This is a genomic window from Pseudomonas sp. CHM02, assembly GCF_000612585.1.
In the GTDB taxonomy this organism is placed as follows: Bacteria; Pseudomonadota; Gammaproteobacteria; order Pseudomonadales; family Pseudomonadaceae; genus Aquipseudomonas.
Genome location: NZ_JFCA01000031.1, coordinates 38366 through 52074, shown reverse-complemented (window position 1 = coordinate 52074; position 13709 = coordinate 38366). Strand labels below are relative to the sequence as shown.

The window sequence follows — 13709 nt, the reverse complement described above, 5'->3', positions numbered from 1 at the left end:
TCACAGATCGGCGGGCAGCGGCTCTTTCAGCCATTGCATAGCGTTCTTTTCCAGGCTGCCATCGGCCTTGGCCGCAACCAGGATCTGGTTGACCTTGTCCAGCAGCGCCGGCTCGTTCTTGTTCACGCCCACGTACACCGGCGAGTCCTTGAGCTTCACTTTCAGCGCCGGCACACGTTTAGGGTTGCGTTCGCTGATCGCCACCATCACCACGTTGCCACTGGCGATCAGGTCGACCTGGCCGGCCAGGTAGGCGGCGATGGTCGAGTTGTTGTCTTCGAAGCGTTTGATCGTGGCTTCCTTGGGCGCGACGGCGGTCAGTTCGATGTCTTCGATGGCGCCACGGGTCACGCTGATGGTCTTGCCCTTGAGGTCGTCGGTGCTGCTGATGGCGGCTTCAGGCGGGCCGAACACCGCCAGGTAGAACGGTGCATAAGCCTTGGAGAAGTCGATGACTTTCTCGCGCTCGGCGTTCTTGCCCAGGCTGGAAATCACCAGGTCGACCTTGCCGGTGGTGAGGAACGGAATACGGTTGGTGCTGTTGACCGGGGTCAGTTCCAGCTTGACCTTGAGCTGGTCGGCCAGCAGCTTGGCGGTGTCGATGTCGAGGCCGCGGGGCTTCATGTCGGGGCCTACCGAGCCGAACGGCGGGAAGTCCTGGGGCACGGCGACCTTGAGGGTGCCACGAGCAACGATGTCGTCCAGACCATTGGCCTGGGCGGGTGCCTGGCTCAGCATCAGGCTGGCAAACAGGGCAGTAAGCAGGGCGCTGTAGCGTTTGGTCATGGCAACTCTCCGAGAAGGGCGAAGGAATTTTCTGCATTGGGTGCATGCCGTGATTGCACAGCCCATGCCATTACCTTGCGAATCGTCTGCAAGGCCGGGATTTGTTGAGCTGGTGTGGTCGGACTGGTCTGAACAGTGCTCGGCGTTTTCGCACCCTTTTCGAGCGTCGACAAAACTGCGCGAGCCCCTTTGGGGCGTGGCTTGCCGGCGGCTTCGAATAGCTTTACAACTAGCCGATCCATTGACTGGAACCTTGAGTTTTTTATGAATTCCATCGCCCAAGCCGTACCGGAAGCGGCCCTGCAGGCCATCCGCAAACTGATCAAGGAGCAAGGCTTCGGGCCAGGCGATGCCTTGCCGTCCCAGCGCGACCTGGCGGTACAACTGGGGGTCAGCCGGGCGTCATTGCGCGAGGCGCTGTCGTCCCCTGTGTGCCTTGGGCGTGGTCAGTGTGCAGCCCGGCAAGGGCGTGTTCGTGCAGGCGGCCGAGGAGTCGCCGGGGTTTGCCTGGCCCTTTGCGGCCCAGGCCACGCCGCTGGATATCTTCCAGTTGCGCTACGCCCTGGAAGGGTTCGCGGCGGGGCTGGCGGCAGTGACGCTGAGCATCGATGAGCTGGACAGTCTGGAAGATAATGTCGAGGCCATGCGCAAGGTGCTCAAGGCTGGCGACTTCGAAGCGGCTGCCCGGCTCGATTTCGAATTCCACCAGCGCCTTCTGCTGGCCAGTGGTAACCAGGCGATGGTGAGCATCCTCAGCGCGAGTGCCGAGGTATTCCTGGAGAGCCAGAAACTACCGTTCATCCGGCCGGAGCGGGCCATGGAAACCTGGCAGGAGCACCGCAGGATCCTGCGCGCCCTGGCCCGGCGTGCCAGTGCGGCAGCGCAGAAAACCATGCAGGAACACGTGCGCAACGCGGCGCTGCGTACGGGCATTGCCTTCGTGACGCCCGTAACGCCGTGAGTCGGGCTATACCCAAACTCATGCGCCATCATAGGAAGACTCAATCAGAGGCGGCTTCCTGAACGGGGGAAGGGCGGCTATGATGGGCCACGTTTTTTTTGCTTACAATCCGGAGACATCCATGAGCAACGATCTTATCAAGCACGTCACCGACGCGACCTTTGAGGCCGAAGTACTCAAGGCTGAAGGCCCGGTGCTGGTTGACTACTGGGCTGAATGGTGTGGCCCTTGCAAAATGATCGCTCCAGTCCTGGACGACATTGCGACTACCTACGAAGGCAAGCTGATCATTGCCAAGCTGAACATCGACGAGAACCAGGAAACCCCGGCCAAGCATGGCGTGCGTGGTATTCCTACGCTGATGTTGTTCAAGAACGGCAACGTCGAGGCGACCAAGGTCGGCGCGCTGTCGAAGTCTCAGCTGCAAGCTTTCCTCGACGCGAACATCTAAGCGTCATCAAAAAAGCCCCGCAAATAGCGGGGCTTTTTCGTGAAACAGGGCTAGACGCTCTGAAACTCAGGTGGTACATTCGGCCCCGCACTGGTTTCTCCACTGCCCCCTGCAAGCCGTCGCCGACGCATTCCTTTTCGATTAGTACGCGATCCTGTCGCCTTCTCTGCGGCGCGGCCTCATTAAGCCAAAAGCTTAATTTCCCCCCTCCATAAATGATTACGTCATTCCTATATGAATCTGACTGAACTCAAGCAAAAGCCGATTACCGACCTGCTCCAATTGGCCGAAGAAATGGGCATAGAAAATATGGCCCGTTCGCGCAAGCAGGACGTGATTTTCTCCCTGCTCAAAAAGCACGCGAAAAGCGGCGAGGAAATCTCCGGTGATGGCGTGCTGGAGATTCTCCAGGACGGCTTCGGCTTCCTCCGCTCTGCAGACGCCTCCTATCTTGCCGGCCCAGACGACATCTACGTCTCGCCGAGCCAGATCCGTCGCTTCAACTTGCGCACCGGTGACACCATCGTTGGCAAGATCCGCCCTCCGAAGGAAGGCGAGCGTTATTTCGCCCTGCTCAAGGTCGACACGATCAACTTTGATCGTCCGGAGAACGCGAAAAACAAGATTCTCTTCGAGAACCTGACCCCGCTGTTCCCGACCGTGCGCATGAAGATGGAAGCCGGTAACGGTTCCACCGAGGACTTGACCGGTCGTGTGATCGACCTGTGCGCCCCGATCGGCAAAGGCCAGCGTGGCCTGATCGTCGCACCGCCGAAAGCCGGTAAGACCATCATGCTGCAGAACATTGCAGCGAACATCGCGCGTAACAACCCCGAAGTTCACCTGATCGTGCTGTTGATCGATGAGCGTCCGGAAGAAGTGACCGAAATGCAGCGTACCGTGCGCGGCGAAGTGGTTGCCTCTACGTTCGATGAGCCGCCAACCCGCCACGTACAGGTTGCCGAAATGGTGATCGAGAAGGCCAAGCGCCTGGTCGAACACAAGAAGGACGTGGTGATCCTGCTCGACTCCATCACCCGTCTGGCCCGTGCCTACAACACCGTGATCCCGAGCTCCGGCAAGGTATTGACCGGTGGTGTCGATGCCCATGCCCTGGAGAAACCGAAGCGTTTCTTCGGCGCCGCGCGGAACATCGAAGAAGGCGGCTCGCTGACCATTATCGCCACCGCACTGGTTGAAACCGGTTCGAAGATGGACGAAGTGATCTACGAAGAGTTCAAGGGTACCGGCAACATGGAACTGCCCCTGGACCGTCGCATCGCGGAAAAACGCGTATTCCCAGCCATCAACATCAACCGCTCCGGCACCCGCCGCGAAGAGTTGCTGACCGCCGACGACGAACTGCAGCGCATGTGGATCCTGCGCAAGCTGCTGCACCCGATGGACGAAGTCGCTGCCATCGAGTTCCTGGTCGACAAGCTGAAAACCACCAAGACCAACGACGAGTTCTTCCTGTCGATGAAGCGCAAGTAATACGACGTTTCAGGTCCGAAAAAATGGCGCCCTCAGGGGCGCCATTTTTTTTGTGTCGAAAAGGGGAGGTTTACTCACCTTGAGTGTCAGTTAAGAAACAAAAAGATGGGTGCAGCTACGCTCATCCCCATTCGTATCTGGCTGACCATTGATTTATGACCACTCTTGCTTATCGGAGAGACATCGACGGCCTGCGTGCCATTGCTGTCCTGGCTGTTGTGCTGTTCCATTTTGGTGTACCGGGCGTCTCGGGCGGCTTCGTCGGCGTAGATGTGTTTTTTGTGATTTCCGGTTTCCTGATCACCTCGATCATCTGGCGAGAACGCCAGGCCGGGCGTTTCAGTTTTGTTGATTTCTGGGCGCGCCGCGCCCGGCGTATCCTGCCGCCACTGTTCGTGATGATGGCGACGACGCTGGTGGCGGGCTGGTTCCTGCTGGCGCCCAAGGACTACGCAGCGTTGGGGCGCTCGGTGCACTACCAGGCGACATTCAGTTCCAATCTGTTGTTTGCACGCCAGCACGGTTATTTTGACGCCGCCTCTGATATCAAGCCGTTATTGCATACCTGGTCGCTGGCGGTGGAGGAACAGTTCTACATCGTCTTCCCGCTTTTGCTGACACTGCTTTCAAGCCGTTTGAAGTATTGGCGCCTGGCGCTGTTCGGCGTGCTGCTGGTGTCTTTCGGCATGAGTGTCTGGGCGGTCACGCATCAGCCGCAAAAAGCCTTCTATCTGTTGCACCTGCGTGCCTGGGAATTACTCGCCGGGGCCATGCTGGCGGTACTGCCCATGCGTAACTGGCGCGCCTCGCCGGCCGTGGCCCAAGGGGTCAGCCTGGTGTCCATGGGCCTGATCCTGATTGCCGTGTTCGGTTTTGATCGACACACACCGTTCCCTGGTGCGGCCGCGCTGCTGCCGGTGCTGGGCGTGGTCGGGTTGATCTGGGCCAACGGACAGCAACACACTTGGGTCGGGCGCCTGATGAGCTCGCGGGTGATGGTGGGTATTGGGCTTATTTCATATTCCTGGTACCTGTGGCACTGGCCGGTGTTCGTGTACGCCAACTATGCCGCGGTGGATGGCTTGAGCACGCTTGAGCTGGCCGGCCTTCTGCTGCTGAGCCTGGTGCTGGGTTATCTGTCCTGGCGATTCGTGGAAGCACCGTTTCGCGAAAAGCGCTTGCTGGCCGGGCGCAAGGCAATCCTGGCAGCCGGCCTCGCCGGCATCCTGGGCCTCGGTTTTACCGGCTTGGCGTTGCGCGAAGCCGACGGTGTGCCTTGGCGCTTGTCCGAGCAGGCGCTGCGTTATGCCCAGGCAAAGACATGGAGCCCGGCGTTGATGGCCTGCATGGCCGACAAGGACACGCCGGATGACCGCCTGTTCTGCCACTTCGGCCCCAAAGGCCGCTCGGTGTCCGCGCTGGTTTGGGGTGACAGCCATGCCACCGCGTTGATTCCGGCCCTGGAGGACGCTGCCAATCGACACGATATCAGCCTGGTCCAGGCCAGTTTCGCCGGCTGTATGCCGCTGGATGGTCTGGAAAATATCGCCCGTTGTGCGCATTTCAACCAGCGCGTCGAGAAAGCCTTGGCCGAACAGTCGTTCAGCGATGTGGTTTTGGCGGCACGTTGGAGCCTGTACCTCTATGGGCAAATGTCAGGGGACAAAGAGCACGCGCTAAAAGAGCCTGGCACTGGCAAGTACGTGCGTGCCGTGGCTGAACAGCGGTTCGCCCAGGGCCTGCGCGAGCGCATCAGCGGGTTGCGCGCCGCCGGGCATCGGGTATGGCTGGTCAAGGAAGTGCCGTTGCAGGAAATCATTGTGCCGTACCGCCTCAGTCGCCTGACGATGATGCACCGCCCGGTGGACAGGGAAGGGCTGCCCTTGGAGGAACACGTGGAGCGCCAGGCCTTTATCACTCGACTTTTCGACGAATTGGCGGCCGCCGACAGCGGCGTCGGCGTACTGGACCCCGCCCCCCTGCTGTGTGGCGCCGATGGCCTGTGTCGGGTCGAACTCAATGGCCGCGCGCTCTACACCGACGACAACCATCTCTCTGATGTGGGCGCGCGGCACATCGAGGCCTTTCTGGAACCGCTGTTCCGTTCTCTGCAATCACGGGGGCTGACGGCCAATTAAGCTGCCAGCCGCCGTCAGAGCAGGTAGGATGTACGCCTATTTTACGGGTGGCATGGTTAATGAAATTCAAGGATCTTCGGGATTTCGTGCAGCAACTTGAGCAGCGCGGAGAGTTGAAACGTATCCAGATGCCGATTTCCCCGGTGCTGGAGATGACTGAGATTTGCGACCGTACCTTGCGCAACAAGGGCCCGGCGCTGCTGTTCGAGAATCCGACCGGCTTTGATATCCCGGTGCTTGGCAACCTGTTCGGCACCCCCGAGCGCGTGGCCTTTGGCATGGGCGCCGAGTCGGTCAGCGAGTTGCGCGAGATCGGCAAGCTGCTGGCCTTCCTCAAGGAGCCCGAGCCGCCCAAGGGGCTCAAGGATGCCTGGTCGAAGCTGCCGATCTTCCGCAAGATCATTGCCATGGCCCCCAAAGTGGTCAAGGACGCGGTGTGCCAGGAAGTGGTCATCGAAGGCGATGACGTCGACCTCGCCATGCTGCCCGTGCAGACCTGCTGGCCCGGCGATGTCGGCCCGCTGATCACCTGGGGCCTGACCGTCACCAAGGGCCCGAACAAAGACCGCCAGAACCTCGGTATCTACCGACAGCAAGTGATCGGCCGCAACAAGGTGATCATGCGCTGGCTGAGCCACCGTGGCGGCGCGCTGGATTTCCGCGAGTGGTGCGAGAAACACCCTGGCAAGCCGTTCCCGGTCTCCGTGGCCCTGGGCGCCGACCCGGCCACCATCCTCGGTGCTGTGACCCCGGTGCCTGACAGCCTGTCCGAATACGCCTTCGCCGGCCTGTTGCGCGGTAACCGCACCGAGCTGGTGAAATGCCGTGGCAACGAGCTGCAAGTGCCGGCCACCGCTGAAATCATCCTCGAAGGGGTGATTCATCCGGGCGAAATGGCCGATGAAGGCCCTTACGGCGACCACACCGGCTACTACAACGAAGTCGACAGCTTCCCGGTGTTCACCGTCGAGCGCATCACCCATCGGATCAAGCCGATCTACCACAGCACCTACACCGGTCGTCCGCCGGATGAGCCGGCTATCCTGGGCGTGGCGCTCAACGAAGTGTTCGTGCCGATCCTGCAGAAGCAATTCCCGGAGATCACCGACTTCTACCTGCCGCCGGAAGGCTGCTCGTATCGCATGGCCATCGTGACCATGAAGAAGTCGTACCCGGGCCATGCCAAGCGGGTAATGCTCGGTGTGTGGTCGTTTTTGCGACAGTTCATGTACACCAAGTTCGTTATCGTCACCGACGACGACATCAATGCCCGCGACTGGAACGACGTGATCTGGGCCATCACCACGCGCATGGACCCCAAGCGCGACACGGTGATGATCGACAACACGCCGATCGACTACCTCGATTTCGCCTCTCCCGTATCGGGCCTGGGTTCGAAGATGGGCCTGGACGCCACCCACAAATGGCCGGGTGAAACCACCCGCGAGTGGGGCCGGGTGATCGTCAAGGATGAAGCCGTCACGGCGCGTGTCGATGCGATCTGGAAAGAATTGGGAATAGATTGATGCGTGTAACCCTGCAACCTTCCGGCGCCGTGCTGGAGCTGGTCCCCGGCGAGCGAATCCTCGAAGGCGCACGCCGCCTGGGCTACGAATGCCCCCAGGCCTGTCGTAATGGCGTATGCCATGTGTGTGCGGCGCTGCTGGTGGAGGGCCGGGTGCAGCAAGCCGGCGAGGTGCGTGACCATGGTGAGTTCTACACCTGCATCGCCGAGCCGCTGGAAGATTGCGTTGTGTTGTGGGATGGCGTGCTGGCGCCGGGAGAGTTGCCGTTGCGCAAGTTGTCGTGCCAATTGAGTGAATGCGTAGAGGTCGGGGGCGATGTGTGGCGGGTCCGCCTGCGTGCGCCAGCCGGCAAGGCGGTGCGTTACCACGCCGGGCAATACCTGATGATCGAGCGGGAGAGCGGCGAAAAGTCGGCATTCTCCCTGGCGTCGGCGCCCCACGCCGGACGCGAGCTGGAGCTGCATGTGCTGGTCCGTGAAGACAGTGCGCGCAGCCTGCTGGAGCAACTGCAGCGCAACCAGATGGCGCGTGTCGAACTCCCGTTCGGCGACACCCACCTGGCCGAGCTGCCGAATGGGCCGCTGGTGCTGATCGCCGCCGGCACCGGCATGGCGCAGATGCACAGCCTGATCGAACATTGCCGCGCCTCCGGCTTCAAGCACCCGGTGCACCTGTACTGGGGCGTGCGTCGCCCGGAAGACTTCTACGAGATCGAACACTGGGACCAGTGGCTGCAACTGCCCAACCTGTTCCTGCACAAGGTCGTCAGCGACCTGTGCGGCTGGGAAGGGCGCTGCGGGTTGCTGCATGAAGCAGTGTGCGAAGACATCAGCGACCTCAAGTCGGTGCACGTCTACGCCAGCGGCTCACCGGCGATGATCTATGGCACTCTGGACGCACTGGTCGACGCCGGCATGGATGCACATCAGATGCGCGCCGACGTGTTTGCCTACGCTCCGCGTCCCTGACGCCGAGCCCCTCTGTAGGCGCCGGCTTGCCGGCGATTGCGTCCTGACGAGTTGCGCAATTCCCACTGGCCTCATTGCCGGCAAGCCGGCTCCTACAGGGACAGTTCTAGAACCGTACGCCGGTCGTCACCATTGCCGCATTGAACCCCAGCAACACCAACTCCGCCGCCACCGGCCCGTAATGCGTGCCCACCGACGGAATGATCACCGGCGCCACGCCATAACGGTTCAACGGGATTTTGTCGCGGTACTTGCCGCGATAGCCCTGGATCGCTCCGCCTGTCAGCTTCAAATACACCGGATAGTCCGCCATGTCATAGCGTTTGCCCGCGTAGGCGTAGTACGAACGCTGGCGGAACGAGTTGCGAAACGTTGCCCCGCCATACACAAAACCTGAGGCTTCATTGCGCTCCAGGCCGATCAGGTCCTGGTTGTTGTTGTGCTCCGGGTCCGGCGCGAAGTGCCGGGTGTAGACGCTGGTCTGCGCGTACCAGAAGCCTTTGTCGTCTTCAGTCGCTGGCGCTTCGCCCGCCAGGGCGGTGGTGGCCTGGGCCAGGAACAGCAGGCCAGGCAGTCGGAATTTCTTCATGGGTGCGACCTCGATAGTCGGTTTGGTGGGCGGCTAGGTGGGTCGTGAGGTAGGCGTCATTTTGACGGCTTGGCGCGCTCCCAGGCTGAACCGGGGCTGAAAGTAGCGGGATTGGCGCGCCCAATCCTGACGAGTGGGCGGGTTGCTTATGCTTTTGCTTATTCTTTAAAGGTATTTAATTTGTTACATAAATATCATTAAGCTATATCTCAACGGACTACCGACTCATTCACAACAACCAACAACTGACCGCCACCGCCCGCCAGCCGGATCGATCGTATGAGCCCAGAGCACGAGGTTCTGGGTTTGGAATCCAAGGGGAGCGGTATGGGGAGCTACAAGAAACACGCGCTGTACACGGCGATTTTGTCGGCCAATTTGCTGACCTCCGTGGGATTCAATCCAGTCTTCGCGGCCGAAACGTCCGCCACCGATGCACCTAAACTCGACACCGTGATCGTCACCGGCACCCGCGCCCAAGAGCGTACCGCCAGTGCGTCGCTGTCTCCGATCGATGTGATTTCCGGCGACTCCTTGCGCAGTTCCGGCTCCGATGAACTGGGCGCGGTGTTGGCGCGGCTGATTCCGTCGATCAACTTCCCGCGTCCAAGCCTGGTGGACGGCGCTGAACTGGTGCGCCCTGCGCAGTTGCGCGGTCTGTCGCCGGATCAGGTGCTGGTGCTCGTCAATGGCAAGCGTCGCCACACCAGTGCTTTCGTCAACCTTGGCGGCGCGGTGGGCCGTGGGTCGGCCCCGGCGGATTTGAACGCGATCCCGCTGTCGGCGGTGGACCATATCGAAGTACTGCGTGACGGCGCGTCCGCCCGCTATGGCTCTGATGCGATTGCCGGGGTGATCAACGTCATCCTCAAGCACGCCGACCATGGCGGCTCGATCTCCACCAAGTTCGGCGAATACAAGAAGGGCGACGGAATCCAGCGTAATGTCAGCGGCAATACCGGCCTGGCGTTGGGCGATAACGGCTTCATCAACCTGTCGGCCGAAGGCGCCGATAACGATTACACCAACCGTGCCGGCAATGATTACCGCCCGGCCAGTATTGGCTCCACCACCTACGGCCAGCGTGTGTTCCGCCAGGGCGAACCGGCCACCAATGAAGGAAAATTCCAGTTCAACTCGGAGTATTCCTTCAACGATGCGGCCGAGTTCTACACCTTCGGTGGCTATAGCAAGCGCCGCGGCGAGACGGCGGCGTTCTACCGGGCGAGCAACGCCTCCAACAACATCCCGGCGCTCAACCCCAATGGCTACCTGCCGCTGATCAAGGGCAACCTGGAAGACACCTCGCTGGTAGTGGGCCTGCGCGGCTTACTGGCTTATGACTGGCATTACGACCTGTCGGCCAACTACGGCAAGAACCAGTACGAGCTGGGCACTGAAACCATCAACACCTCACTGGGCCTGGCCACGCCGCGCAAGTTCAACAACGGCACTCTGAGCAACGACCAGAAGCAAGTCAGCCTGGACCTGTCCCGTGAATTCGACGTGGGCTTCCTGCCCTATCCGGTGTCCGTGGCCTTTGGTGGCGAATACCTGCACCAGGGGTATGAGATCGAGGCAGGTGAGCCGGCGTCTTACTACCAGACCGGCAGCTCCGGCCTGGGCGGCTTCCGCGATGCCGACGCCGGCACCAGCACACGGCATAACTGGGCGCAGTACCTGGACCTGGAAACCAACTTCACCGAAAAACTCAGCGCTTCGGCCGCCGTGCGCCATGAGGACTACAGTGACTTCGGTTCCAACGTCAGTGGCTCGCTGTCGGCCCGCTACGACTTCACCCCGCAAGTGGCGTTGCGCGGCAGTATTTCCAATGGTTTCCGCGCGCCGTCCCTGGCCCAGCAGAACTTCGCCTACACCTCGTCGCAGCTGATCGGCAGTACCATCCAGGAAGCGGGCACCTTCCCGGCCAACAGCCAGGTGGCGCGCTTGCTCGGGGCCGAAGACCTCAAGGCTGAAAAATCGCGCAACTACAGCCTCGGCCTAGTGCTGGAGCCCGCCGATGACCTGACCGTGACACTCGATGTGTACCGTATCGACATCCGCGACCGCATCAGCCTGTCGTCAAACCTGAACCTCAACCCGGCGGCGATTGCCTACCTGCAAGCCAATGGCGTGGGCAATATCAACTACACCAGCGCCCGTTACTTCACCAACGCCACCGACACCAGTACCGACGGTGTCGACCTGGTGGCCAACTATCGCTATCAGTTCGATAACGGTATTCGTTGGAACAGCACCGTGGGCTACAACTACAACCACACCAAAGTCACCGACGTGAAGGCCAACCCGGCGATCCTCGACAGCCTGGGTGTGAACCTGTTGCGGGTGGACCGTCGCGAGAAAAGCGGTTTGCTGGGCGATACCACGCCCGAGCACAAGCTGAGCCTGGGTAACGACTTCACGTTTGGCAACTGGGCGCTGCACAGCAATCTGGTGCGCTATGGTGAGTTCACCAGCTACCAGGCCGACAAGGTCAATGACCAGACCTTCAAGGCTGCGTGGGTGCTGGATCTGTCGGCAGACTACAAGCTGAAGAACTGGACCTTCACCTTGGGCGGCGACAACGTCACCGATAAATACCCGGAAAAGGTCAATGCGTTCGCCAGCAGTGGTGGCAATTTGGCCTATAGCACTTTTTCGCCGTACGGTTACAGCGGCGCGTTCTATTACGGTAAAGTTGCCTACAACTGGTAAAGCACAGGAGACCTAAGCGATTTGCCATGACCGTCATTGAATCTGATCTTTTGCAATTGGCTTACCCTCCGCGGCTCGATCTTGGGCCGCAACTCACTCACGAACAGTTGATGAGCTCGATGCAGGCCACGATGGCGCGGCATAAGGGTGGGCCGGTCTGGTTATTCGCTTATGGTTCGCTGATCTGGCGCCCTGAATGCTCTTCGACCGAGCGGGTGCGGGCACGGGTCCACGGTTATCACCGGGGCCTGTACCTGTGGTCGCACGAGCACCGGGGTACGCCGGAGCTGCCGGGGCTGGTGTTTGGCCTGGATCGTGGCGGCTCTTGCAGCGGGTTTGCCTACCGCTTGCCGGAAGATCAGCTGGAGGCCTCGCTGTATGCCCTGTGGCAGCGCGAGATGCCTTACCCGTCCTACCGGCCGCACTGGCTCAGCTGCCGTCTGGAAGATGGCAGTACCGTGCAGGCATTGGGGTTTGTCTTGGAGCGGCACTTGCCCAGTTACGCCGGCAACTTGCCGGACATCGTGCTGAACCATGTGTTGCAAAGCGCTTGTGGGCGTTACGGCACCACTCGCGATTATGTCGAGCAGACCGTCAACGCCCTGCGTAGCCACGCCATGCCAGATAAGAATCTGGAGGCGCGGCTCAAGCGTTGTGCAAAGGATTGCCCAGGCGGTTAACGCGCCGAGCTGACGCTGTTGGTGTGCCACAGTGTCGGGATCAGGAAGGCGATCGCCAGCAGGCACGCGCCGATCAGCAGTACGAAACCGCCGTCCCAGCCGAAATGGTCCACGGTGTAGCCCATGGCCGCACTGGCCGCCACCGACCCCCCCAGATAACCGAACAGACCGGTGAAACCTGCAGCGGTGCCCGCGGCTTTCTTCGGTGCCAGCTCCAGCGCCTGCAGGCCGATCAGCATCACCGGGCCGTAGATCAGGAAGCCGATGGAGAACAGCGCAATCATGTCGATCATCGGGTTGCCCGGCGGGTTGAGCCAGTACACCAGGGTCGCCACGGTCACCAGGGCCATGAACACGATGCCGGTCAGGCCACGGTTGCCGCGGAAGATTTTGTCCGACATCCAGCCGCACAGCAGCGTGCCCGGAATACCGGCCCACTCGTAGAAGAAGTACGCCCACGACGATTTATCCACCGTGAAGTGCTTGGCTTCTTTCAGGTAGGTCGGCGCCCAGTCGAGTACGCCGTAGCGCAGCAGGTAGACGAAGACGTTGGCGAATGCTATGTACCACAGCATTTTGTTGCGCAGCACGTACTTGACGAAGATTTCCTTGGCGCTGAATTCGTCTTCGTGGCTGGCGTCGTAGCCTTCCGGGTAGTCGTTCTTGTACTGCTCGATCGGGGGCAGGCCCACCGATTGCGGGGTGTCGCGCATGGTGATGAAGGCAAACGCCGCCACCAGCAAGGCCACGGTGGCCGGTACGTAGAACGCGGCATGCCAGTCGTTGAACCAGGCCATGCCGAGCAGGAACAGCGGGCCGATCAGGCCGCCGCCGACGTTGTGTGCCACGTTCCACACCGACACCACGCCGCCGCGTTCCTTCTGCGACCACCAGTGCACCATGGTGCGCCCACTCGGGGGCCAGCCCATGCCCTGGGCCCAGCCGTTGATGAAGAGCAAAATGAACATCATGGTCACGCTGGACGTGGCCCAAGGTGCGAAACCGAAAATGAACATCACACCGGCTGAAACCAGCAGGCCGAAGGGCAGGAAGTAGCGGGGGTTGGAGCGGTCGGACACCAGGCCCATGAGGAACTTGGACAAGCCGTAGGCAATCGCGATGGCCGACATCGCCAGGCCCAGTTCGCCGCGGGTGTAACCCTCGTCGATCAAGTAGGGCATGGCCAGGGAGAAGTTTTTGCGCAGCAGGTAGTACCCGGCGTAACCGAAGAAAATACCGGCGAAGATCTGCCAGCGCAGCCGTCGGTAGGTGCTGTCTATTTTTTCTTCAGGCAGGGGCGCCTGGTGTGCGGCAGGACGAAAGAAAGCAAACATTCAAGAGCTCCAAATTTCTTGTTTTGACTGCGGATGCGAATGTTACAGTTTCGTTACCGAAAATAGC

10 protein-coding genes and 1 pseudogene are annotated in these 13709 nt (G+C 60.7%); 8 read left to right on the top strand and 3 right to left on the bottom strand.

Annotated elements, in window-relative coordinates:
* Nucleotides 1–786 carry a transporter substrate-binding domain-containing protein gene (locus BM70_RS0118850; protein ID WP_025857417.1) on the bottom strand — a complete coding sequence of 262 codons (786 nt, stop codon included), beginning with the start codon at nucleotides 784–786 and terminating at the stop codon, nucleotides 1–3.
* 264 nt (nucleotides 787–1050) lie between these two features.
* On the opposite strand from BM70_RS0118850, the pseudogene BM70_RS31395 reads away from it, so the two are divergent.
* The 6 genes and pseudogenes from BM70_RS31395 to BM70_RS0118820 all read left to right on the top strand — a co-directional run bounded on the left by BM70_RS31395 (nucleotide 1051) and on the right by BM70_RS0118820 (nucleotide 8324).
* A pseudogene (locus tag BM70_RS31395) lies at nucleotides 1051–1747 on the top strand (FadR/GntR family transcriptional regulator).
* 121 nt (nucleotides 1748–1868) lie between these two features.
* On the top strand, nucleotides 1869–2198 hold the full coding sequence (trxA, locus tag BM70_RS0118840) for a thioredoxin TrxA (RefSeq protein ID WP_025857416.1): 330 nt from the start codon (nucleotides 1869–1871) through the stop codon (nucleotides 2196–2198).
* A 234-nt stretch (nucleotides 2199–2432) separates the two neighbouring features.
* On the top strand, nucleotides 2433–3692 hold the full coding sequence (rho, locus tag BM70_RS0118835) for a transcription termination factor Rho (protein ID WP_016973082.1): 1260 nt from the start codon (nucleotides 2433–2435) through the stop codon (nucleotides 3690–3692).
* Between the two features lie 155 nt (nucleotides 3693–3847).
* On the top strand, nucleotides 3848–5830 hold the full coding sequence (locus tag BM70_RS0118830) for an acyltransferase family protein (RefSeq protein WP_025857415.1): 1983 nt from the start codon (nucleotides 3848–3850) through the stop codon (nucleotides 5828–5830).
* Between the two features lie 59 nt (nucleotides 5831–5889).
* On the top strand, nucleotides 5890–7356 hold the full coding sequence (gene ubiD, locus BM70_RS0118825) for a 4-hydroxy-3-polyprenylbenzoate decarboxylase (RefSeq protein WP_025857414.1): 1467 nt from the start codon (nucleotides 5890–5892) through the stop codon (nucleotides 7354–7356).
* Nucleotides 7356–8324 (top strand): CDP-6-deoxy-delta-3,4-glucoseen reductase, encoded by a 969-nt coding sequence (locus BM70_RS0118820; protein ID WP_025857413.1) that lies wholly within the window; start codon nucleotides 7356–7358, stop codon nucleotides 8322–8324. The genes ubiD and BM70_RS0118820 overlap by 1 nt, the downstream gene beginning before the upstream one ends.
* A 106-nt stretch (nucleotides 8325–8430) precedes the next feature.
* Here the strand turns inward: BM70_RS0118820 and BM70_RS0118815 are convergent, their stop codons facing one another.
* Nucleotides 8431–8913 (bottom strand): hypothetical protein, encoded by a 483-nt coding sequence (locus tag BM70_RS0118815; protein ID WP_025857411.1) that lies wholly within the window; start codon nucleotides 8911–8913, stop codon nucleotides 8431–8433.
* Between the two features lie 327 nt (nucleotides 8914–9240).
* On the opposite strand from BM70_RS0118815, the gene BM70_RS0118810 reads away from it, so the two are divergent.
* On the top strand, nucleotides 9241–11628 hold the full coding sequence (locus tag BM70_RS0118810) for a TonB-dependent siderophore receptor (protein WP_025857410.1): 2388 nt from the start codon (nucleotides 9241–9243) through the stop codon (nucleotides 11626–11628).
* A 26-nt stretch (nucleotides 11629–11654) separates the two neighbouring features.
* Nucleotides 11655–12308: a gamma-glutamylcyclotransferase gene (locus tag BM70_RS0118805; protein ID WP_025857409.1), complete on the top strand. Its 654-nt coding sequence runs from the start codon at nucleotides 11655–11657 to the stop codon at nucleotides 12306–12308.
* Here BM70_RS0118805 and glpT read toward each other — a convergent pair.
* Entirely contained in the window at nucleotides 12305–13642 is a 1338-nt protein-coding gene (gene glpT, locus BM70_RS0118800; protein WP_025857408.1) for a glycerol-3-phosphate transporter, read from the bottom strand. The two genes, BM70_RS0118805 and glpT, sit on opposite strands and share 4 nt — an antisense overlap.
* Between the last annotated feature and the right edge of the window lie 67 nt (nucleotides 13643–13709).